Genomic DNA, 22,261 nt, shown 5'->3' with positions numbered 1-22,261 from the left:
ACTGCCGTGGAGTGGTTCACCGCCCCCGAGTACTGGCTGAGCCGGTTGGTCTTCCAACGGGCGCTGGCCGTCGTGTACCTCGTCGCGTTCCTGGGCGCGGCGCTGCAGTTCCGCGCGTTGATGGGGGAGCGCGGGATGCTGCCGGTCCCCCGCTTCGTGGAGCGCGTGCCGTTCCGTTACGCGCCGAGCGTGTTCCATCTGCGCTACTCGGACCGCTTCTTCGCGGCCTGGGCATGGACGGGCTGTGCGGTGTCGGTGGCGCTGATCGCGGGCCTGGACTCGCAACTGCCGCTCTGGGGCGGGATGTTGCTGTGGCTCGTTCCGTGGGCGCTGTATCTGTCGATCGTCAACGTCGGCCAGACCTGGTACTCGTTCGGCTGGGAGTCCCTGCTCCTGGAGGTGGGCTTCCTCGCGGTCTTCCTCGGCAACGACGAGGTGGCCCCGCCGATCGTCGTCCTCTTCCTGTTGCGCTGGGTCCTGTTCCGCGTCGAGTTCGGCGCCGGGATGATCAAGATGCGGGGCGACGCGTGCTGGCGGAAGCTGACCTGCCTGTACTACCACCACGAGACACAGCCGATGCCGGGCCCGCTGAGCTGGTTCTTCCACCGTCTCCCCAAGCCGTTCCACCGGGTGGAGGTGGCCGCCAACCACGTCACCCAACTCGTTGTGCCGATCATGCTGTTCACCCCGCAGCCGATCGCGACGGCCGCCGCCTCGCTGATGATCCTCACCCAGCTGTGGCTGGTCCTGTCCGGCAACTTCTCCTGGCTGAACTGGATCACCATCGTGGTGGCCCTGTCGGCGGTCGAGATCCCCACCGCTCCCCCGCACGTGGCCGGCCCACCGCTCTGGTACGCGGTCCTGGTCCTCGCCGTGGCCACGGGCCTGCTGGCCCTCAGCTACCGCCCGGCGCGCAATCTGCTCTCCCGGCGCCAGGTCATGAACCGCTCCTTCGACCCGCTCCACCTGGTGAACACCTACGGGGCGTTCGGCAGCGTCAGCCGAGTGCGCTACGAGGTGATCCTCGAGGGCACGGCGGACGCCATGCCGTACGAGGAATCGGAGTGGCGGGAGTACGAGTTCAAGGGCAAGCCGGGCGATCCACGGTACTGGCCGCGCCAGTTCGCGCCGTACCACCTGCGACTCGACTGGCTGATGTGGTTCGTGGCACTCTCCCCGGCCTACGCCGGTTCGTGGTTCACGGGTCTGGTGGAACGGCTCCTGGAGAACGACCGCGACACGCTGCGACTGCTGCGCCGCTCCCCGTTCCCCGCCGACACCCCACCGCACTACGTCCGCGCGCGTCTCTTCCACTACCGGTACACGACCTGGCGCGAACTGCGGGAGACGGGCGCGTGCTGGCACCGGACGTACGTACGCGACTTCCTGCCGCCGACACGACTGGAGACGGCCGACGAGCGTCGCATTCCGTACTAGAAGCTCTCCCATCATCTCTTCGAATCAATTCCGGTGGGTGACACCGCCCGCGTCAAGGCGGTTCTGAGGGCTGGGGCCGACCCAGAACGAGCCGACAGCGAGCGCACCACCCCTCTCTTTGAGGCATCCGTGAACGGGGAAGCCGAGATCGCCCGCCTGCTCCTGGCGGCCGGAGCCTCCCCTGACACCGAGAGCAGCGGACTCGGCACGGACGGCACACCCCTGTGCGCAGCCGCATGCTGAGGGCACACCGAGACAGTGCGCGAACTGTTGGCGCACGGCGCCGAACCGAAAATCCGCGAGGATCACGGCACAGGCTGGTCCCCACTGGACTGGGCACTCAACGGCCCTCATCCTGAAACTGCCGATCTCCTCATCAGCGCGGGCGCGACGCCCCGCGGGGAAACCACGTAGCACCACCGTTCGCCATCACGGAACCCATGGGCACAATGGACCTCAAGAGCCACCTTCACAACAGGCTCCAGTCGGGTCCCCGAGGCACAGAAGCCGTAGCAGGGAGCCGAGTGTGTCAGAGGCCGTAGACGCGGGTGGCGGTGCCGGAGAAAACGGCATCCCTCTCGGTGCCACCGAGACCGGCCGTCAACTCCTCGGCCGTGCCGACAACTTGGCCGTACGTCGCCGCCAGCGTGCACACCGGCCAGTCCGAGCCGAACATCAGACGGCCGGGGCCGAAGGCCTCCAGGGCCGTGTCGGCGTACGGGCGCAGTGTGTCGGTCGTCCAGGCGACGGGGTCGGCCTCGGTGACCAGGCCCGAGAGTTTGCACACGGTGTTGGGGAGTGCGGCGAGCGCCCGGACGTCCGACGCCCACGGTTCGATTTCGCCCGAGGCAATCGGCGGCTTGCCCAAGTGGTCGAGGACGAAGGTGAGTTCGGGCAGGGCGGCGGCGGCCTTGGCGCAGGCCGGGAGCTGGCGCGGCACGACGACCAAGTCGTAGACGAGCCCTGCCTCGGCCACGGCGGCAAGCCCCCGGCGTACGTCCGGGCGCAGCAGCCACTCGGGGTCGGGCTCGCCCTGGACCTGGTGGCGGATGCCCTTGAGGTACGCGCCGCCCGGCAGCTCCCGCAGCCGTGCCAGCTCGTCGGCCACGTCCGGGCGGGTCAGGTCGGTCCACCCCACCACTGCCGCCACCAGCTCGCTCTCCGCCGCGAGGGCGAGGAACTCGGGGGTCTCCTCCGGGACGGTGATCGTCTGCACCAGGACCGTGCGGTCGAACCCTGCTTCCCGGGCCCGCGGTTCCAGATCCGCGAGGGTGAAGTTCCGCCGCAGGGGCCGGAGTTCGGGCCCGGTGATCCAGTCCTGGTCGCGGACGGAGAGGTCCCACACATGGTGGTGCGCGTCCACGCTCACGGCAGCTCCCACACGACCGGCAGACCGGCGTCCGCGCCCTCGTCGGAGTAGTCGTGGACGACGTCGAGGAGTTCGGCCATGCGGGCCTGCCAGGCGATGTTGACCGGCAGTTTCTCCAGTTCGGCGAGCATCCGCCCGTAGTCCTCGCACTCCAGGACGTGGAAGAGATCGGTCCCGCTGCGCCAGATCGTCCAGGAGGTGGCGCCGGCCGCGCGGATCGCGGCGGTCAGCTCGGCCGGGACCTCGCGGTGCGCGGCCTCGTACTCGGCGACGCGGTCCGCGCGGAGCTTGGTGTGCAGCGCGACTCTCATGACGGCTCCTGTACGGGTACGGGGGCAGTGGCGGGCAGCAGTCCTTCCGCGAGCAGTTCCACCCAGAACTCCACGGGCACCGGCGTCGCGAACTGCCGTACGCAGTCGCGGACTTCGTCCGCCGAGCGGGCGCCGACCAGCACGCTCGCGACGGCCGGATGGGCGGCCGGGAAGGTCAGGGCGGCGGCGCGCAGCGTGGTGCCGTGCCGCTCGGCGACGGTCTTCAGACGCAGGGCCCGATCGAGCAAATCGGTCGGCGCGGCGGTGTAGTTGTACGTCGCTCCGGGCCTTGGGTCGGCCAGCAGCCCGGAGTTGAAGGCGCCGCCGATCACGACGGAGGTGCCGCGCTCCTGGGCGTCGGGCAGCAGCTCGGTCAGCGCCCGGTGGTCGAGCAGTGTGTAGCGCCCCGCGCACAGCACCGCGTCGACGTCCGTCTCGCGGACGAAGCGGGTGAGCATCTCGGCCTGGTTCATGCCCGCGCCGATCGCGCCGATCACCCCTTCCGCGCGCAGCTTCTCCAGGGCGGGGTAGCCCTCCCGGAAGGCCTGCTCGGCGTGGTCGTCCGGGTCGTGCAGGTAGACGACGTCCACCCGGTCGAGGCCGAGCCGTTCGAGGCTGGCGTCCAGGCTTCGTCGTACGCCGTCCGCGCTGAAGTCCCAGACACGGCGGTGCGTGGCGGGCACCGCGAAGCCGTCGGCCAGGTCGTCGCCGCCCGCGTCCGTGGGCTCCAGGAGGCGGCCCACCTTGGTGGAGACGGTGTACTCGGCGCGGGGCCGCGCACGCAGGGCCTCGCCGAGGCGCCGCTCGGAGAGGCCGATGCCGTAGTGCGGCGCGGTGTCGAAGTAGCGGATGCCGCCGGCCCAGGCCGCATCGACCGCCTCGTACGCCTGCTCGTCGGTGATCGCGGTGAACAGGTTTCCGATGCCCGCGCCGCCGAAGGACAGCTCGCTGACCTCGACGCCACTTCTGCCGAGCGTGCTCACTGGCCCACCGGGCGCAGTCGCAGTCCCTGCATGCCGCCGTCGACGGCGAGCGCCGTGCCCGTGGTCGCGCCGGACAGCGGGCTCGCCAAGTAGGCGATGGCGCCCGCGACTTCGGCTGCCGAGACCAGGCGGCCGGTGGGCTGGCGGGCCTCCAGCGCGGCGCGTTCGGCGGCCGGGTCCGGGGCCGCGTCGAGCAGGCGGCCGACCCAGGGCGTGTCGACCGTGCCGGGGTTGACGCAGTTCACGCGGATGCCCTCGCGGACGTGGTCGGCGGCCATGGCGAGGGTCAGGGAGAGGACGGCGCCCTTGGAAGCCGAGTACAGGGCACGCTGGGGCAGGCCCGCCGTGGCGGCGATGGAGCAGGTGTTCACCATGGCCGCGTGCGCGGAATCGCGCAGATGCGGCAGGGCCGCGCGAGCCGTACGGACCATGCCGAGGACATTGACGTCCAGGACCCGGTGCCACTGCTCGTCGTCGTTGTCCTCCACGGTGCCCTGGGCGCCGATGCCCGCGTTGTTGATCAGTACGTCGAGACCGCCGAGGTCAGCCACCGCCGCGGCCACCGCCGAGCGCACGGACGCGTCGTCGGTGACGTCGGCGCGATAGCCGAGCAGCGGCTTCTCGACCGACGAAGGGTCGAGGTCGAGGACGGCGACCTGCGCGCCGCGCGCGGCGAGGAGGTCGGCGGTGGCCCGGCCGATACCGGAGGCGCCGCCGGTCACCAGCGCCTTGAGTCCCTCGAAGTCCTGAGCGCCCTGAGCGTCCGTCATGCCGCTTCCCCCTTCTGGTCGGTGAGTGCCTGCTGGGCGAGGTCGGCGGCCCAGAAGGTGCCGCCGGGGTAGGTGAACTCCGCGATGGACTCGGGCCGCATGGTCGACGAGAAGCCCGGTGTGGAGGGTGCCATGTAGTGACCCTCGCGGATCACCACCGGGTCGCGGAAGTGGTCGTGCAGATGATCGACGTATTCGATGACCCGGTCTTCGGTGGTGCCGGACAGCGCCACGAAGTCGAACATCGAGAGGTGCTGGACGAGTTCGCACAGCCCGACGCCGCCGGCGTGCGGGCAGACGGGCACGCCGAACTTGGCCGCGAGCAGCAGGATGGCGAGGTTCTCGTTGACGCCGCCGACACGGGCCGCGTCGATCTGCAGGACGTCGATCGCGCCGGCCTGGAGCAGCTGCTTGAAGATGATGCGGTTCTGCACGTGCTCGCCGGTGGCGACCTTGACCGGGGCGACGGCTTTGCGGACGGTGGCGTGGCCGAGGACGTCGTCCGGGCTCGTCGGCTCCTCGATCCAGTAGGGCCGGAACTCGGCGAGCGCCTTCGTCCAGGTGATCGCTTCGTCGACGTTCCAGCGCTGGTTGGCGTCGATGGCGATGCGGATCTCCGGGCCGACCACGGAGCGGGCGACACGGCAGCGGCGTACGTCGTCCGCCAGGTCCGCGCCCACCTTCAGCTTGATCTGTCTGAAGCCGTCGGCGACGGCCTCGGCGGCGAGACGGGTGAGTTTCTCGTCGCTGTAGCCGAGCCAGCCGGGCGAGGTGGTGTACGCCGGGAAGCCCTTGGTCCTCAGGGTCGCGGCGCGTTCGGTGGCCCCCTCCTTGCCCCGCCGCAGCAGGTCCAGCGCCTCGTCCGGCGTGAGCGCGTCCGTGATGTAGCGGAAGTCGACCTGGCGCACCAGCCATTCCGGCTCGGCGTCGGCGAGCAACTGCCACAGCGGCTTGTGCGCGCGTTTGGCGGCCAGATCCCACACGGCGTTGACGACCGCGCCGATCGCCATGTGCATCACGCCCTTCTCGGGTCCGAGCCAGCGCAGCTGGCTGTCGCCGATCAGGTCACGGCCGAGGGAGCCCGGGTCGGCGCACAGCTCGTCGACGGACCGTCCGAGCACGTGCCCCCGCAGCGCGTCGATCGCGGCCACCTGGACATCATTGCCCCGCCCGATGGTGAAGGTGAAGCCGTGCCCCTCGGGGAAGTCGGCGGCGTCGGTGCGCAGCACGACGTAGGCCGCCGAGTAGTCGGGGTCCGGGTTCATCGCGTCGGAGCCGTCGAGCTCGCGCGAGGTGGGGAAGCGGATGTCGTAGGTGTCGACCGCGGTGATGCGGGCGGCGGTTGGGGACACGGGAGGCCTTTCGGTCCGGGACAGGGGTACGGAAGCGTCCGTACGAGGTCGAAGGAAGGTCAGTCCTGGGCGCGGCCGGTGGTCACACGGGCGATCATCAGGGCGACCAGGATGATTCCGCCGTAGATGGCCTGGATCCAGAAGGACGGCACCTGGGCCAGCGTGAGCAGGTTCTGTACGACGCCGAGCAGCAGCACACCGGTGAGGGCGCCGAACATGGTGCCCTTGCCGCCGTCGAGGCTGATGCCGCCGATGACCGCCGCCGCCATCACCGTGAAGATCATGTTGTTGCCCTGGTTGGCGCTGATGGCGCCGACGTAGCCGGTCTGCATGATCCCGCCGACGGAGGCGAGGACGCCCGCGACGACGGACACCCCGAGCACCACACGGTCGACACGGATACCTGCCGCGCGGGCGGCCTCCGCGTTGCCGCCGATCGCGTACAGGGCGCGGCCGATCCGGTGGTACTTGAGGATCAGCCCGGCGACACCGAAGGCGACCGCGGCCAGCCACACCGACAGCGGGACGCGCAGGAAGGTGGTGGTGGCCAGCGAGAAGAACGCGTCGGGCATGCCGAACAGAGTCTTGCCCTTGGTGGCGCCGACCAGCAGCCCGCGCAGCACGATCAGCATGGCGAGGGTGACGATGAAGGCGTTGAGCTTGAACTTCACCACGAGGATGCCGTTGAAGGCACCGATGACACCGCCCACGACGAGGATCGCGAGGAGAGCGAGCGCGGCCGGCCATTCCGTGCCCCAGCCGGACTGCGCGGCGGGCAGGACCAGCAGCGCGCCGACGGCGGGCGCAATGCCGACCACCGACTCCAGCGACAGATCGATCTTGCCGGTGATCAGCACCAGCGCCTCGGCGAGGACCACCATGGCAAGTGCCGCCGAGGCGCCCAGGATGGAGATCAGGTTCCGCTCGGTGAGGAACGAGTCGTTGACGATCGCGCCCAGCACCAGGAGCACCAACAGGGCTGGTACGAGGGCGAGTTCGCGGGCCCGGCGGAGCAGCACGGTCTTGGCGGCACGCGCGTCGGGCGCGCGCACGGAGGTGGGTGTCGAGGCCGACGGGGCCTTCGTGTCAGCCATGGTCCACTCCTTCGATGGAGGCGATCAGCTCGTGGTCGTGCCAGCCCGCCGGGTGCTCGGCGACGACGCGGCCGTGGAAGAGGACGAGGACCCGGTCGCAGCGGCGCAGGTCGTCGAGTTCGTCGGAGACGACCAGCACGGCTGTGCCGTCCTCGCGGGCGCTGTCCATGCGGGAGAGCAGGGATTCCTTGGACTTCACGTCGACGCCCGCGGTGGGGTTGATGAGGACGAGAAGGCGGGGATCCGAGGCGAGGGCGCGCGCCATGACGACCTTCTGCGCATTGCCTCCGGACAGGTCGGAGACCGGCTGCTCGGGGCCCTCGGTGTGGATGTCGAGGCGCTCGATCAGGTCGGTGGCGAAGCCGCGTTTGCGGTCGGTGCCGATGAACCCGTAGCTGCCGAGCCGGTTCAGGACGCTCATGGTGGCGTTGTCGCCGATGCTCATCGCGGAGACGAGACCCTGGTCGTGCCGGTCGCGCGGAACACAGCCGACGCCCGCCTTGAGCGCGGCCTGCACATCGCCGAACGGGAGCCGCTCGCCGTCGAGCCGGGCGGTACCGCCGGTCGGCGTGTGCAGTCCGGCGAACGACTCGGCCAGCTCGATCTTGCCGCTGCCGCTGGAGCCGGCGAGACCGACGACCTCGCCGCGGCGGACGGTGAGGTCGATGCCGTCGTACGCGTCCGAGGTCAGTCCGTCGACGTCGAGCAGCACCGGCGCGTCCGCGGCCACGGACGCGCGCGTGGCCGTGTGCTCGGCGATCGACTCCCCCGCCATGGCCTCCACCAGCGCCGGGCGCGGAAGATCGGCGACCGGCGCGGTGGTGATCCAGCGGGCGTCGCGCAGCACTGTCACCGTCTGGCACACCTCGTACACCTCCTGGAGGTGGTGCGAGATGAACAGGAAGGTGACGCCGGATTCCTGGAGTGCGCGCATACGGGTGAAGAGCCGCTCGATCTCACGGTTGTCGAGCTGCGCGGTCGGCTCGTCGAGGACGATGAACCGGGCGCCGAAACTCAACGCCCGGGCGATCTCGACCATTTGACGGTCCTCGACCTTGAGGTCGGCGGTCCGCGCGTCCGGGTCGACCCGCACGTCCCAGGTCTCCAGGACCTCGGCCGCCCCGGACTTCAGCCGGCGCCAGCTGATGAAGCCGCCCCGGCCCACCGGCTGCCGGTTGATGAAGAGGTTTTCGGCGACCGTCAACTCCGGCACGACGGTGGGCTTCTGGTAGACGCAGGCCACCTTGCGGCGCCAGGCGTCGCGGTCGGTGAGCGCGGGCGCGGGCTCGCCGTCGAAGCGGACCGTGCCCTCGTCGGGGGCCTGGAGGCCGGTGAGGATGGTGACGAGGGTGGACTTGCCCGCGCCGTTGCGGCCGACGAGGGCGTGCGACTCGCCCGGCAGGACGGTGAGTCGGCCGTCTTGGAGGGCGACGGTGGGGCCGTATCGCTTGGCCACCCCCCGCGCCTCCACCAGTGGTGTACTCATTTGACCGTGTTGCCCCAGAGCTTGGAGTCGTCCACGTTGTCCTTGGTCACCAGCGGCGCGGGCAGCTGGTCCTCCAGGATGCCGCTGGGCAGCTTGACGATCTCGGAGTCGTGGTCGGTCGGGCCGGGCTTGAACGTCTTCCCCTGCATCGCGGCCTTGATGTAGTACATGCCGTACTTGGCGTAGGCGTCGGCGGGCTGCGAGACGGTGGCGTCGATCTCGCCCTTGCGGATGGCGTCGAACTCCTGCGGGATGCCGTCGTTCGAGACGATCGTGATGTGGCCCGCCTGGCCGGTCTTCTTCAGCATGCCCTTGGACTTGAGGGTCTGCAGGGTGGGCGCGAGGTAGACGCCGCCCGCCTGCATGTAGATGCCCTTGATGTCGGGGTTGGCGTTCAGGAGGGTGTCCAGCTTGGAGGCCGCGGTGTCGGACTCCCACTTGGCGGGGATCTCCAGGACCTTCAGCTTCGGGTAGTTCTTCTTCACGCAGGAGCGGAAGGCCTCCGAGCGCTCACGGCCGTTGACGGACGCCAGGTCGCCCATGATCTGCACGACCTTGCCGGAGCTGATCTGCTTGCCGAGGTACTCGCAGGCCTTCTCGCCGTACGCGACGTTGTTGGCCCGTACGACCATGGCGACCTTGCCCTTGTCGGGAGCCACGTCGACGGCGACCACGGGCACGCCCTTGCGCTCGGCCTGGTCCAGGCCCGCCGCGATCGCGGCGCTGTCCAGGGGGGCCACGACGAGGCCCTTCACGCCCTGGTTGAGCTGGTTGTTGATGTCGGTGATCTGCTGCGACGGGTCACTGTTGGAGTTGACGGTCTTGAGCGCGTCCACACCCTCGGACTTCGCCATCTTCGGGACGTAGTCGTTGTACGACTGCCAGAACGGCGAGGTCAACAGGGGCAGGATCACCCCGACCTTGCCGGTACCGCCGCCTCCCCCGCCGCCCGAGGCGACGGTGTCCTTGGTGCTGCCGCATGCCGTGAGCACGAGGGTCGCGCAGGCGGCCGCAGCCGCCGCACGCACCGCCCGCGACGAGATTCGCCTGTTCCGCACTGTTCTGCCGGCCATCTGACGGCTCCTCATTGAGCGTGATCGAGCAGGACGCGTGGCCGGAGGTCTCTCTCCCGACCGGGACGAATATTTATCAGACCACTTCCCCCACACAACACCCTCCGACGCCAAATTTTCCTACTTCCAAGCCATAGTGGTCCGACCACTCCGGTGGTTAGACTGCGGCGCACCGGACAACAGGAGGAAATGGCGTGGACGAGCCGGCCCCGCAGAAGGGCACCGTGACGCAGCGCGCCATCGAGCGGATCAAGGCGATGATCCGCGAGGGCCGACTGGAGCCGGGGCAGCGGCTGCCGACCGAACGTGATCTCGCCGCCCAGCTGGGCATCTCGCGCAGTTCGATGCGCGAGGCGATCCGTGCGCTCACGGTCCTCGGCGTACTGGAGGCGCGGCACGGATCGGGCATCTACGTCACGCAGCTGGAGGCCGGCGACCTCCTCGAGACCTTCGGTGTCGTGGCCGATCTCTCGCGCGGCCAACGCCTGGTCGAGCTGCTGGAGCTGCGCCGGATCCTGGAGTCGACGGCGACCGCGCTGGCCGCCGCGCGGATCACGCCCGACCAGCTCGCCGAGGTGGAGAAGCATCTGACGGCGATGAACGCGACGGACGATCCGGAGCAGATCCTCGCGCACGACCTGGCCTTCCACCGAGAGATCGCGGCCGCCGCGGGCAACGACACGATGGCGGCCATCCTGGAGGGCCTCTCCTCACGCACCTTCCGGGCCCGCGTCTGGCGCGGATACCAGGAGGAGGGCGCCTTCGAGCGCACACGGCGCGAGCACGCGGCGATCCACCGGGCGCTGGTCGCCCACGACCCGGAGGCGGCGCGCGCGGCGGCGGCCGCGCATGTGGGTGAGGTGGAGGAGTGGCTGCGGACCCAGCTCAAGGCGTAGGTGCTCCCGCCACGGCGGGCAGGCCCACAGCCGCTCAGGCCTTGGGGCCGCAGCCGCTCCGGCCGTGCTGGGCTCGCAGCCGATCCGGCCTTGGGGTCCACAGCCGCACAAGCCGAGGCCCACGGCCGCTCCGGCCGTAGTGGGATCACAGCCGCTGACGGCTCGGGGCTCGCGGTTACGCCCGCCGGAGGGGGCCCGCAACCGCTGACGGCTCGGGGCTCGCAGTTGCCCCCGCCGCGGGCCCGCGGCGGGGGCATGCCGCCGCGGGCCCGCGGCGGCATGCCGTGTCTCAGGCGCGCTTCAGCCTGAGCGTCACCAGCTCGAACGGGCGCAGCGGCACCGTGACCCGGTCGCCGTCACGCCCGGGCGCCGCCGCCCCGGCGAGCGGCCGCTCCAGCAGGTCGGTCACCGTGACGGCCGCGATCTCGAAGCCCGCGGTGAGCGTGGCCCGCGTACGGCCGCCGTGGGACTCGTGGAAGCGGACGACCACGTCACCGCTGCCGTCGTCGGCGAGTTTGACCGCTGTCACGACGACCGCGTCCTGGTCGGCGGTCACCAGCGGGGTGACCTCCCGGGAGCCGGTCACCCGCCGTTCCGGCAGATTGATCCGCCACCCCTCGCGCACCGCGTCGCCGATCGCCGCACCCGGCACCAGGGCGTGCCGGAAGCGGTGGACGCCCTGGTCGGTCTCGGGGTCGGGAAAGCGCGGGGCGCGCAGTAGCGAGACACGCACGGTGGTGGTCGTACCGGAGTCAGCGGGGCGTACGTTCCGGGTGACGTCATGGCCGTACGTCGAGTCGTTGACCAGGGCGACACCCCAGCCGGGCTCCTCGATGTGCACGAACCGATGGTTGCACGCCTCGAACTTGGCCGACTCCCACGACGTGTTGGTGTGCGTCGGCCGGTAGAAGTGCCCGAACTGGGTCTCGGACGCGTACCGGTCGGCGTGCACGTCGAGCGGGAAGGCGAGCTTCAGGAACTTCTCGGTCTCGTGCCAGTCCACCTCGGTGTCGATGTCGAGCCGTCGCTCGCCCGGCGCGAGCGACAGCACCTGGGTGACCCGCGACGCGCCGAAGGACCGTACGATCCGGACCGACACGCCGTCCTCACCAGGCACGACCTCATCCGCGCCGACCAGGTCGGTGACCGTATTGCGGTAGAACTCGTCGACGTCCCAGGCGTCCCACATGTTCGGGAAGTCGGGATGGATCTGCAGCAGGTTGGCGGCCTGTCCGGGTGCGATGGTCTCGCGGCCGGCGCCGAGGTCGTACGCCGAGACGACCAGCCCCCGGGTGTCGATCTCGACGCGCAGCAGACCGTTGTCGAGGACGTAGCCGCCGTTCGCGCGGGGGTCGAGCGCGACCTCGCCCTCGACCAGGGGCGTACCGGCGCCGCCGGCGGGCACGCCCTCCCGGCTGTGCGGCGCGGAGTTGAACAGCAGTGCCGCCGATCCCTCGCCGGCCAGCGCACGCTGGGCCGCGTCAATGATGCCGCCCAGTTCCTCGGCGACCTTCTCGTACGTCCTGCGCGCCTCCCGGTGCACCCAGGCGATGGACGACCCGGGCAGGATGTCGTGGAACTGGTGGAGCAGCACCGTCTTCCAGATGCGGTCCAACTCCTCGTACGGATAGGCGAATCCGGTCCGTACGGTCGCGGTCGCCGCCCACAGTTCGGCCTCGCGCAGGAGGTGTTCGCTGCGCCGGTTGCCCTGCTTGGTCTTGGCCTGGCTGGTGAGCGTGGCGCGGTGCAGCTCCAGGTACAACTCGCCGACCCACACGGGCGCGTTGGGGTATTCGGCCTCCGCCTTCTCGAAGAACCTCTCGGGGGTCTCCCACACCACGGTCGCGGAGCCTTCGAGGTCGCGGAGCCGGCCCGCCTTGGCGACCATCTCGCGCGTGGTGCCGCCGCCTCCGTCGCCCCAGCCGGTCGGCGCGAGGGAGTGCCGGGCGACGCCCTTGTCCTTGAAGTTGTTCGCCGCGTGGGCGATTTCGCTGCCCTTCATGGAGCAGTTGTAGGTGTCGACGGGCGGGAAGTGCGTGAAGATACGGGTGCCGTCGATGCCCTCCCACTGGAAGGTGTGGTGCGGGAACTTGTTGGTCTGCGACCACGAGATCTTCTGCGTCAGCAGCCACTTGGAGCCGGCCGCCTTGATGATCTGGGGCAGCCCGGCGGCGAAGCCGAAGGTGTCGGGCAGCCAGGCCTCGTCGTTCTCGATGCCGAACTCGTCGAGGAAGAACCGCTTGCCGTGCACGAACTGACGGGCCATCGCTTCCGAGCCCGGCATGTTCGTGTCCGACTCGACCCACATGCCACCGGCGGGCACGAACCGCCCGTCGGCCACCGCCTTCTTCACCCGTGCCCACACCTCGGGCCGGTGCTCCTTCACCCAGGCCCACTGCTGGGCCTGGGACATGGCGAAGACGAAGTCGGGCTCGTCCTCGATCAGGGCGGTCATGTTGGAGGTCGTGCGCGCCACCTTGCGCACGGTCTCGCGCAGCGGCCACAGCCACGCCGAGTCGATGTGCGAGTGTCCGACGGCGCTGATGCGGTGGGCGGAGGGGACGGCGGGCACGGACAGTACCTCCGTCAGCCGCGCGCGGGCCGCGGCCGCCGTGCCGCCCACGTCCTGGAGGTCCACCGCGTCCAGGGCCCGCTCCACGGCCCGCAGGATGTCCCAGCGCCGTGCCGACTCCACCGGCAGCTCGGCCATCAGCTCGCCGAGGACCTCCAGATCGATGACGAGCTGCCACACGGTCGCGTCGAAGACCGCGAGGTCCATGCGCTCCAACCGGTACTGCGGCTCACTGCCCGCCGTCTCCTTGTCGCCCAACTGCGTGGGCAGGAAGGGGTGGTAGTCCAGGATGACCGGGTTGGAGGCCGCCTCGATGTGCAGCCTGACCTCCTCGCCGCCCTCCACCGGGGCGCCGATCCGCACCCACTGGTTGCGCGGGTTGAGGCCCTTCACCGGAGTGCCGTCGGGCCGGTAGACCAGCCCCTCGCACTGGAACCCCGGCATGTTCTCGTCGAAGCCGAGGTCCAGCAGCGCCTCGACGGTCCTGCCCGCCCAGGCCTCCGGCACGGTCCCCGTCACGCGGAACCAGCTCGTCCCCCACGGAGCACCCCAGCGCGCGCCCACCTCGATCGGCTCCGGTGCGGCCGCGAGCCCTTCGGCGACCGGCACGGGCTCGCCGGGCGCGTGCCACACCGCCACGTCCAGCGGTACGGACTCGGGGTACACGGCGGGGCGTATGCGCTCGTCGAGGACGCGCTTGAGGCGGGCTTCGACCAATGTGCGGTCGTCATGCATGAGAGTGCTCCGTGGGGTGAGGGTGCGGGCTACCAGGTGTGGGTGGTCGTGGCGGGAGTCGAGACGGTGAACAGCTCCCCCACCGCGCGCAGTTCGAACCGCGCCACCGGCTCACCCTGCTCGGGGGCGAGACCACCGACGTAGAACGCGCGCTGGCAGGTGCCGCCGAGGAAGCGGCGGGTGCCGTCGGGGAGCGTCCGGTACAGCTCGTAGTGGCGTACGGGGCCGGGGGCGCCCTGCCACGCGAAGCGCAGGTTGCCTCCGTCGGCGTCGGTGATGCGCAGGTCCGTGGGTGCGGCGGGCTTCACCACCGCGTCCCGGACGGCGAGCCCGCCGAGGCGCCAGCGCACGGGCCCGGTGGTGCCGGTCAGCCGGACGCCGATCGCGCGCACGCTCCCCGACAGACCCGTGAGCCGGACGGTGGACGTCTGCCAGCCGTTGCCGGAGGTCGCGGTCACGGGGAAGTACGTGTACGGCGGCGCGCCACCCGCGGTGCTCGGCTCGGCAGTGGCGACGGCCAGCTCCAGGAACGCCTTGCCCGCATCGGTACGGTGGGTCAGCTCGACCACCGTGTCCGCGCCGAGCGGCAGCCGCGTCGCGTACAGGTCCAGCGTGGTCGGCGCGTCGAGGGCGCCGTCGACCAGGAGGCTGCTGCCGCCGCGCCAGGCGTCGGCGAAGTCGAAGCCGACAGAGGGGCGCCCGCCGGTGGTCCGTACGACCCAGCGGCGGGACGGCAGCCGGTCCTGGAGGCCCAGGTGGTTCCAGGCGGTGTCAGAGGTGACCCTGCCGTTGTCGTACCACTTCAGTCCGTGGCCCGTGTTGAAGGAGCTGGCGAAGGGCACGGAGGTGACCGTCGAACGGTCGGCGACGGAGACGGCGGGCGCGCGCCAACTGGCCGATGTGTCCGGCTTGGCGGGGTCGAGTGAGGCGCCGGTCCAGAACTTGTCGTCGGCGGCATGGAAGTCGCCGGGCGTGCGGTTCGAGGGGAGGTGGTTGCGGGTCCACTCGGGCCGGTAGAAGCCGATGGACGTGACGTGGGCCCTGGTGGTCGGCACGATGGCGTCCCAATTGACCGACGCGTTCGTGCCATTGGCCTCCACGTCGACGCCCGCCCACAACTCGTAGCGGCTGCGCCCGAGTTGCTGGGCCGTCGTCCCGGAGGAGGCCAGACTGCTCTGGGACCAGCGGAAGTCGATGAACATGGAGTCGGCTGCCTGGAAGAAGGTCTTGTTCTGGTTGTTCAGCGCTCCCTGCCAGCTCACCGATCCGTTCACGGTCATCGAGTCGTACCAGGTGACGCGCTGCCCTTTGGCCGCGCCCAGTGACTTCAATGCGCGGAGGAAGCCGAGCATGTCGGTGGCGAGCGCGGTGTTCCCGCCACCGGTCTCGGCGTTGATGAACCAGCCGTCGAAGCCGTACGCGGCCGCGACGGCGACGAGCTGCGCGGCGAGCGGGTAGTGCCCGGTGGAGTCCTGCTGGACCAGGTCGCGGGTCCACTGGAGCTGACCGCCGTAGGCGACGGGCGGCAGGAAGACATTGCCGAGGACGGGTACGCCGTGCCGGTGGGCCGCGTCAACGATCGGCGCGTTCGGCGCGAGGATCAGGCCCTCGCCGGACGAGCCGCCCCAGAAGACGAGTTCGTCGACGTACGCCCAGTGGGTGAGGGCGTAGTAGTCGGCCGTGGCCGCGCCCTGGGAGGGGTTGCTCGACGTGGGGCCGAAGGAGACCAGGGACTGGATGCGGGCCTGCCCGGAGCGGGCCGTAGTGTTCGCGGGGGTCGGCGTGAAGCGCGCGGCGAGCGGCACGGACGCCGCGTTGAACGCCAGGTCCGTGTCGCTCTCGGCGCGCCAGGACTTCAGGCTGCGCCAGGTGATGCCGGTGCCCGGGGTGCCCGAGGGCAGCGAGTCGGGGTACCAGTAGGAGGCGTACGGCCGCAGGTCGCGGGTGGCCGCGGCCGCCGTACCCGACAGGCCGGGGACGAGTCCCGCGGCGACGCCGGCTCCGGTGAGCAGGACGGTGCGTCTGCTGAGGTTCACTGTGTGCTCCGTATCGTTGGGGGACGGACTACGGTGCTTTCGGTGGTGCCTGCGGTCACTGGGTGACCTGATCAGGGGTGACGACCTCGGTGATGCCCCGGGCCGCTAGGTGCTCCTTGTCGTCGGCGCGGCTCGCGAGAACGGTGGTGGGACGGGCCCCGTCGGCGGTCAGCCGGGCGAAGGCCTCGAAGACCGGACCGCCGGGCGCACAGACGGAGCGGCCCGGCTCGGTGTCGACGACCAGCGCGGTGGTGCGCGCGGCGGGCGCGTGGGGCCGGCTCTCCTTGACGATCCGGGCGATCGCCTCCCCGGCGGGCTTGGTCTGCCGGTCGCTGGTCAACAGGCCGAGGCTGTACTCGAGTTCGGGGAAGTCCGCGAGGTCCCGGCTGACGTCGTGCGAGCACCACCAGGTGACGCCCCACACGTTTGGGCAGTCGAGGGCGCTCGCCACGGTCGCCTCCGTGAAGGCGGCCGCGTGCTCGGCCGGGATCAGGGGGGCGGGGGCGCCGACCTCCTGGAGCCAGACCGGACGGTGCGGGTCGTCCGCCCAGGCCTTGGACAGCTCGATGAGATACGCGGCGTGGTGCTCGGTGGCGACGCCCGTACGGCCGTGCCGCTGCGCCGTCCCGTTGAACACCCACGAGTGCACGGCGGTGACCGCGCCGAGCCGGGCCGAGTGCTCGGGCGTGAACGGCTGGTCGTCCTGGTACCAGGCGGCGTCGTACGAGGCATGCAGATGCAGCTTGCCGGGGGCGCCCTCCTCGCAGGCGGCGAGCAGACGCCGAAGCCACGCCCCCGCCTGCTCCGGAGTGATGCGGTCCGGGTCGGGGTGCGGCCCGGCGGCGAATTGATTGACCTCGTTCCCGAGGGTCATGCCGATGAAGTTCGGCCGGTCGGCGAGCGCCGCGGCGAGGGTGCGCAGGTACGCGGCCTCCCCCTCGACCGCCTCCGGATCGGTGAAGATGTTCCGCCGGTGCCAGGTCTGCGTCCACGCGGGCAGGAAGTCGAAGCTCGACAAGTGCCCTTGCAGTCCGTCCACGTTGACGTCGAGCCCGCGTTCGGCGGCCGCGTCGGCGAGTGCGACGAGTTGCTCGACGGCTCGCGGGCGGATCAGGGTGCGGTTGGGCTGGAAGTAGGGCCACAGCGGGAAGACCCGGACGTGGTCGAGGCCGAGCGCGGCGATCGAGTCGAGATCGGCGCGCACGGCGTCGAGGTCGAAGTCGAGCCAGTGATGGAACCACCCTTCGCTGGGGGTGTAGTTGACGCCGAAGCGCACGGCAGGGGGCATGCGGGATCCTTGCGAATCAGAAGTACGGGAGGGGTCAGCCCTTGACGGCGCCCTCGCCCACGCCGCGGAAGAAGTACCGCTGGAGGCAGGCGAAGAGGGCGATCAGCGGAGCCACGGCGATGATCGTGCCCGCGGCGACGAGCCGTTCGTCGTTGGCGAAGGTGCCGTGCAGATAGTTGAGTCCGATGGTGAGAGTGAACTTCGACGGGTCGCTGAGCACGATCAGGGGCCACAGGAAGTCGTCCCAGGCGCCCATGAAGGCGAAGATCGCGACCACGGCGAGCGTGCCCCTCACCGACGGCAGCGCGATCCGCACGAACCGCTGCCAGGCGTTCGCCCCGTCCACGAAGGCGGCCTCTTCGATCTCGTACGGGAGGTTGAGGAAGGCGTTGCGCATCAGCAGCACGTTCATGGCGCTGATGCAGGCGGGCAGCACGACGCCGATCAGCGTGTTGTTCAGACCGAGTTCCCGCATGGTCGTGAACTGGGCGATGATGATGCTCTCGGCGGGCACGAGCATCGCCAGGATGAAGACGAGTGTCGCGACGCGTCGGCCGCGGTAGCGCAGCCGGGCCAGGGCATAGCCCGCGAGCGCCGAACCGAGACAGTTCGTCACGACGTTGGCGGTGGCGACCTTCAACGAGTTGAGGGCGTAGTCCCACACCGGAATGGTGTCCGCAACTCGCTTGTAATTGTGCAGAGTTGGCTCGCTCGGCAGGAACTTGGGCGGGGAGCTGAAGATGTCCTCGTGCGGCCCCTTCAGGGACGTCGACAGCTGCCACAGGAACGGTCCGACCGTCAGTGCGAGGACGGCGAGCAACAGCAGGTAGCGCAGGGCGAGTTCCCAGGCGCGGATGCGGCGGCCGTGCTCGTCGGCGATGCGGGGCTCCCGCGCGGCCACCGGACGCTCCACCGGCCGTGTCTTCTCGGCGACGCTCACGCCTCCTCCTTCCGGTCGGCGCGCAGCACCAGCAGCATCAGGACGACGGTGACGACGAAGACCACCACCGAGATGGCGGAGGCGTAGCCGACACGGCCGGTCAGGCCGGTGCCGGTGCGCTGGACGAGCATCACGAGGGTGGTGTCCTCTCCCGCCGGACCGCCGTCCGGGCCCGCCATCAGATAGACCTCGGAGAACACCTTGAAGGCGGAGACCGAGGAGAGCGCCCCGACCAGGACCATCGTGGAGCGGACGGCGGGCACGGTGACCGTGAAGAAGCGGCGCACCGCGCCCGCGCCATCCACCATCGCGGCCTCGTGCAGCTCGCGCGGCACGTTCGCCAGCGCCGCCAGATAAATGATCATGTAGTAGCCGAGGCCCCGCCACACCGTGACGGCCATGGCGCTCAGCAGGAGCAGCCACTGGTCGCTGAGGAAGCCGACCCTGCCGACGCCGATCGTCTCCAGCAGCGAGTTCACCAGGCCGCGCTCGTCCAGCAGCCACACCCAGATGAGCCCGACCACGACGATCGACGCGACGACCGGGGTGTAGAAGGCCGACCGGAAGAAGGTGATGCCGGGGATGTTCTTCTGGACCAGCAGAGCGAGCAGCAGCGGCAGCAGCACGAGCGCGGGGACGACCCCGAGGACGTACAGCGTGCTGTTGCGCAGCCCGATCCAGAACATGTCGTCGTGCAGCAGCTCGCGGAAGTTGGCGAGGCCCACGAACTTGCCCGGGATCAGCGTCCGGCGGTCGGTGAAGGCGTTGACCAGCGTGGAGACGAACGGGTACAGGATGAAGACGCCGGTGATCGCCAGCCCGGGAGCGGCGAACAGCCAGGGGCTGGTGGGCAGATGGCGCCGCACCCGCAGGGCCTGCGGCGCCCGTGACGGACGCCGCACCCCCGACGGAGGCTTCACCCCGACAGCGGTGGAGGAACTCGCCATGTCGGATCAGCCCTGCTGCTGGAGGAGCCGGTCGCAGGCCTTGACAGCGTTGTCAAGAGCCGCCTTGGGGCTTTGCTTGCCCTGCAGCGCCTTGGCGACCTCGTTGCGCAGCGCCGTCTTCATCTGCTCGCTGAACAGGACCGGCGTGTAATTGACCGCGTTCTTCAGGGACTTGGCGGCCGCGATCCGCACCCGCGTCTCATCCGTCCCGTCCTCCTTGGTGAAGTACGGGTCGTCGAGCGATCCGGCGGTGCTCGGGAAGATCGCCACCTTCTTGGCGAACGACATCTGGTTCTGGGCGTCGGTGACGTAGTGCGCGAAGGCGACCGCGGCCGGCGTGTGCTTGGTGCGCGAGTTGACCATCACGCCCATCACATACATGTTGACCTTGCCGGTGCTGGTGATCTGGTCCGTGATGCCGATGTTCTTGTACAGGTTCGGCGCCTGCTTCTTGAAGTTGCCGAGGTCCAGGGCGCTGCCCGGGTTCATGGCGACGGCCTCGGTGAGGAACTTCTTGCCGGACGACTCCGGGGTCGCGGTCAGCGCCTGCGGGTCGAGCGCCTTGGCGTCGTACAACTCCTTGTACTTGGTGAGGAGTTCGACCCCCTTGGCGTCGTTGAAGGCGAAGCCGGTGCCTTCCTTGTTCATCAGCTCGACGCCGTAGCGGCCGAAGTCCTCGATGGTGGGCACGTTGGCGAGCGTGGCGACCTTGCCGTCGCTCTTCTTCGCCAACTGCAGGGCGTCGGCGAAGAGTTCGTCGTACGTCGTCGGCGGCTTGGCGGCGTCGAGCCCGGCTTCCTTGAAGAGCGACTTGTTGTAGAAGAGCGGGCCGGTGTTGAGGTACCAGGGGAAGGCGTACGTTCCCGTCATGCCCGGGATCTGGTGGCTGGCCCAGGCGCCGTCCAGATACTCCTTCTTGTACTGCGCGGCCGACTTGTCGAGGTCGAGCGCGAGGCCCGCCTTGGCCAGTGGCGCGACCAGGTCCGGGGAGACGTTGACGACATCCGGCAGGGTGCCGCCCGCCGCGTCCGCGCTGATCTTGTCGGCGTAGCCCTCGGCGGGCTGGTCGATCCACTTCACATGGGTGCCCGGGTACTTCTTCTCGAAGTCGGCGATCACGCCCTCGAAGTACGGCTTGAAGTTGGCCCTCAGGTTCCAGGTCTGGAAGGTGATGTCGCCCTCGACCTTGCCGGAGGCGTCCGTCGAGCCGCCGCTGTCGTCACCCGAGCCGCAGGCGCTCAGCGGCAGGACGAGGGCGACGGCGGCGGCGACAAGTGCTCTGCGGGGTATGGGCACGGTGACACGGCTCCCTTGCGGTGTCGGCGAGTGATGGCGCCAGCGACCTTGCCCGCCACACTCGCGGAAAGTCAATGGATTCGTTCCAGCTAATTGAATCCGCACAGCATTAGTGCAGGTCAAGGCCAGATCCAAGGGAACTTGCAGATCATGACTAATGCGCTTTAGGGTTCTATCACTCAAGCGCATTAGTGCTCAGCTCGGAGAAATGGGGAGCCAACGTGCCAGCCAAGCGGTCTCCCGCACGCCGGCCGACGATGAAGGACATCGCGCGGCGCGCCGGGGTCTCCGAGAGCGCGGTCTCCTTCGCGCTCAACGACCGGCCCGGAGTCTCCGAGGTCACCCGCGACCGGGTCCGCCGGGTCGCCGAGCAGCTGGGCTGGCGGCCCAGTACGGCGGCCCGCCAGCTGTCCGGCGAGGGTGCGGCCACAGTCGGTCTGGTCGTCGCACGCCCCGCCGACACGCTGGGCGTGGACTCGTTCTTCCTCCAGCTGATCTCCGGCATTCAGGAGGTGCTGGCGGAGCGTCACCTCGGCCTGCTCTTCCAGGTGGTCGAGGACGTGGACGCGGAGTGCGCGGTCTACCGGCGCTGGTGGGCCGAGCACCGCGTGGACGGCGTGATGGTCGTGGACCCGCGCGTCGACGATCCGCGTCCGGATCTCCTCGACGAGCTGGGCCTGCCCGCCGTGGTCACCGGCGGTGCGCCGGACGCCCGGCATCCCGGACTGTCCGTCGTCTGGGCGGACGACGCGGGCGCGATGGCCGCGGTCGTGGACGAGCTCCACGCGCTCGGCCACCGCCGGATCGTGCACATCGCGGGCCTGCCGGGCCTCGCCCACACCGAGCGCCGGATCCGCACCCTGCGCGCGGAGGCCGAGCGGCGGGGTCTGACCGAGGTGCGCTCGGTGCCGACCGATTACTCGGACGCGGAGGGCGCGGCCGTCACGCGCCGCGTCCTGGAGAGCGACACACCGCCCACCGCGCTGGTCTACGACAACGACGTGATGGCCGTCGCCGGGGTCGCCGCCGCGACGGAACTGGGCTTCTCCGTACCGGGCGATGTGTCCGTCGTGGCCTGGGAGGACTCCGCTCTGTGCCGCATGGTCAAGCCCTGGCTGTCCGCACTCTCCCGCGACACCGTGGAGTTCGGCCGCACGGCGGCACGGGAGCTGATCGCGCTACTGGACGGCGGCCCGGCGCGGACGGTGCAGGTGCCGGTGCCGCGGTTGATCGAGCGGGACAGTACGGGGCCCTGCGGGGCTTGACGAGGGAGGGGTGGACGTCGCGCCCGACGTCCACCCCGACGGCGCCCCGGCGCCGCCCGTCCCGGTATTTCCTCCTGGGCGTCAGACCCGCGAGCGGTAGAGCCCGAACTCCGCGATCCGTGCCTCACTTCGGGTCTGCGTCACCCGAAGCCGCCACCGCCTCGCCCGCACGGGCGCCGGCAGCAGCAGGATTCGGCTCGCCCCGACCGTGCCGGCCTCGGACACCCGTGTCCAGGCGCCGCGGCTGTAGGCCTCGACGACGAAGCCCTCGATCTGCTGTCCGTGCCGGATGTCCTCCGCGAGCCGAATCCGGTCCACCTCCCGTTCCGTGCCGAGGTCGACGGTGAAGACGGACGAGGAGGCCCTGACCAGCTGCCGGGAGGGGCGCGGCGAACAGCAGCAGAGCCGCAG

The 22,261-nt window shown here is 70.2% G+C and carries 17 protein-coding genes and 2 pseudogenes; 4 read left to right on the top strand and 15 right to left on the bottom strand.

What is annotated here, in order from left to right:
- The first annotated feature begins 6 nt into the window (after positions 1-6).
- Both ACZ4RZ_RS17920 and ACZ4RZ_RS17915 read left to right on the top strand, forming a co-directional pair.
- Entirely contained in the window at positions 7-1,437 is a 1,431-nt protein-coding gene (locus ACZ4RZ_RS17920; protein WP_467745588.1) for a lipase maturation factor family protein, read from the top strand.
- A 27-nt stretch (positions 1,438-1,464) separates the two neighbouring features.
- A pseudogene (locus ACZ4RZ_RS17915) lies at positions 1,465-1,851 on the top strand (ankyrin repeat domain-containing protein).
- 115 nt (positions 1,852-1,966) lie between these two features.
- On the opposite strand, the gene ACZ4RZ_RS17910 reads toward ACZ4RZ_RS17915, so the two are convergent.
- Genes ACZ4RZ_RS17910 through ACZ4RZ_RS17875 form a run of 8 tightly spaced genes read right to left on the bottom strand, consistent with a single transcriptional unit; the run spans position 1,967 to position 9,875 of the window.
- Positions 1,967-2,806, bottom strand: a complete 840-nt coding sequence (locus tag ACZ4RZ_RS17910) for an amidohydrolase family protein (protein ID WP_467745586.1) — start codon at positions 2,804-2,806, stop codon at positions 1,967-1,969.
- Complete coding sequence (locus ACZ4RZ_RS17905; RefSeq protein ID WP_467745585.1) at positions 2,803-3,117, bottom strand: L-rhamnose mutarotase; 315 nt, start codon at positions 3,115-3,117, stop codon at positions 2,803-2,805. The genes ACZ4RZ_RS17910 and ACZ4RZ_RS17905 overlap by 4 nt, the downstream gene beginning before the upstream one ends.
- Positions 3,114-4,100 carry an aldo/keto reductase gene (locus ACZ4RZ_RS17900; RefSeq protein WP_467745583.1) on the bottom strand — a complete coding sequence of 329 codons (987 nt, stop codon included), beginning with the start codon at positions 4,098-4,100 and terminating at the stop codon, positions 3,114-3,116. The genes ACZ4RZ_RS17905 and ACZ4RZ_RS17900 overlap by 4 nt, the downstream gene beginning before the upstream one ends.
- Positions 4,097-4,870 (bottom strand): SDR family NAD(P)-dependent oxidoreductase, encoded by a 774-nt coding sequence (locus ACZ4RZ_RS17895; protein ID WP_467745581.1) that lies wholly within the window; start codon positions 4,868-4,870, stop codon positions 4,097-4,099. Before ACZ4RZ_RS17895 ends, ACZ4RZ_RS17900 begins: the two co-directional genes overlap by 4 nt.
- Positions 4,867-6,222 (bottom strand): L-fuconate dehydratase, encoded by a 1,356-nt coding sequence (locus tag ACZ4RZ_RS17890; RefSeq protein WP_467745579.1) that lies wholly within the window; start codon positions 6,220-6,222, stop codon positions 4,867-4,869. The genes ACZ4RZ_RS17895 and ACZ4RZ_RS17890 overlap by 4 nt, the downstream gene beginning before the upstream one ends.
- A 59-nt stretch (positions 6,223-6,281) precedes the next feature.
- Positions 6,282-7,316 (bottom strand): ABC transporter permease, encoded by a 1,035-nt coding sequence (locus ACZ4RZ_RS17885; RefSeq protein ID WP_467745577.1) that lies wholly within the window; start codon positions 7,314-7,316, stop codon positions 6,282-6,284.
- Complete coding sequence (locus ACZ4RZ_RS17880; protein ID WP_467745575.1) at positions 7,309-8,802, bottom strand: sugar ABC transporter ATP-binding protein; 1,494 nt, start codon at positions 8,800-8,802, stop codon at positions 7,309-7,311. The genes ACZ4RZ_RS17885 and ACZ4RZ_RS17880 overlap by 8 nt, the downstream gene beginning before the upstream one ends.
- A complete protein-coding gene (locus ACZ4RZ_RS17875; RefSeq protein WP_467745574.1) occupies positions 8,799-9,875 on the bottom strand; it encodes a sugar ABC transporter substrate-binding protein in 1,077 nt (358 codons plus the stop codon). The genes ACZ4RZ_RS17880 and ACZ4RZ_RS17875 overlap by 4 nt, the downstream gene beginning before the upstream one ends.
- 194 nt (positions 9,876-10,069) lie before the next feature.
- On the opposite strand from ACZ4RZ_RS17875, the gene ACZ4RZ_RS17870 reads away from it, so the two are divergent.
- On the top strand, positions 10,070-10,771 hold the full coding sequence (locus tag ACZ4RZ_RS17870) for a FadR/GntR family transcriptional regulator (protein WP_467745572.1): 702 nt from the start codon (positions 10,070-10,072) through the stop codon (positions 10,769-10,771).
- Between the two features lie 289 nt (positions 10,772-11,060).
- On the opposite strand, the gene ACZ4RZ_RS17865 is transcribed toward ACZ4RZ_RS17870, so the two are convergent.
- Genes ACZ4RZ_RS17865 through ACZ4RZ_RS17840 form a run of 6 tightly spaced genes read right to left on the bottom strand, consistent with a single transcriptional unit; the run spans position 11,061 to position 20,585 of the window.
- Positions 11,061-14,078, bottom strand: coding sequence for an alpha-mannosidase (locus ACZ4RZ_RS17865; RefSeq protein WP_467745570.1), 3,018 nt, complete (start codon positions 14,076-14,078; stop codon positions 11,061-11,063).
- Between the two features lie 29 nt (positions 14,079-14,107).
- Positions 14,108-16,114, bottom strand: coding sequence for an endo-beta-N-acetylglucosaminidase (locus tag ACZ4RZ_RS17860; RefSeq protein ID WP_467745569.1), 2,007 nt, complete (start codon positions 16,112-16,114; stop codon positions 14,108-14,110).
- 55 nt (positions 16,115-16,169) lie between these two features.
- Positions 16,170-17,402, bottom strand: a complete 1,233-nt coding sequence (locus ACZ4RZ_RS17855; RefSeq protein ID WP_467745567.1) for a glycoside hydrolase 5 family protein — start codon at positions 17,400-17,402, stop codon at positions 16,170-16,172.
- 34 nt (positions 17,403-17,436) lie between these two features.
- Entirely contained in the window at positions 17,437-18,342 is a 906-nt protein-coding gene (locus ACZ4RZ_RS17850) for a carbohydrate ABC transporter permease (RefSeq protein WP_467745565.1), read from the bottom strand.
- A complete protein-coding gene (locus tag ACZ4RZ_RS17845) occupies positions 18,339-19,289 on the bottom strand; it encodes a carbohydrate ABC transporter permease (protein WP_467745563.1) in 951 nt (316 codons plus the stop codon). The genes ACZ4RZ_RS17850 and ACZ4RZ_RS17845 overlap by 4 nt, the downstream gene beginning before the upstream one ends.
- A 6-nt stretch (positions 19,290-19,295) precedes the next feature.
- Positions 19,296-20,585: an ABC transporter substrate-binding protein gene (locus ACZ4RZ_RS17840; RefSeq protein ID WP_467745562.1), complete on the bottom strand. Its 1,290-nt coding sequence runs from the start codon at positions 20,583-20,585 to the stop codon at positions 19,296-19,298.
- A 221-nt stretch (positions 20,586-20,806) separates the two neighbouring features.
- On the opposite strand from ACZ4RZ_RS17840, the gene ACZ4RZ_RS17835 reads away from it, so the two are divergent.
- Complete coding sequence (locus ACZ4RZ_RS17835) at positions 20,807-21,850, top strand: LacI family DNA-binding transcriptional regulator (protein WP_467745560.1); 1,044 nt, start codon at positions 20,807-20,809, stop codon at positions 21,848-21,850.
- Positions 21,851-21,931: 81 nt separating this feature from the next.
- Here the strand turns inward: ACZ4RZ_RS17835 and ACZ4RZ_RS17830 are convergent.
- A pseudogene (locus ACZ4RZ_RS17830) lies at positions 21,932-22,195 on the bottom strand (discoidin domain-containing protein); the annotation flags it as partial.
- Between the last annotated feature and the right edge of the window lie 66 nt (positions 22,196-22,261).

It is taken from the genome of Streptomyces sp. NPDC027189, assembly GCF_055566975.1.
The sequence above is the reverse complement of the archived record's forward strand: the minus strand, read 5'-3'. Positions and strand labels throughout refer to the sequence as shown.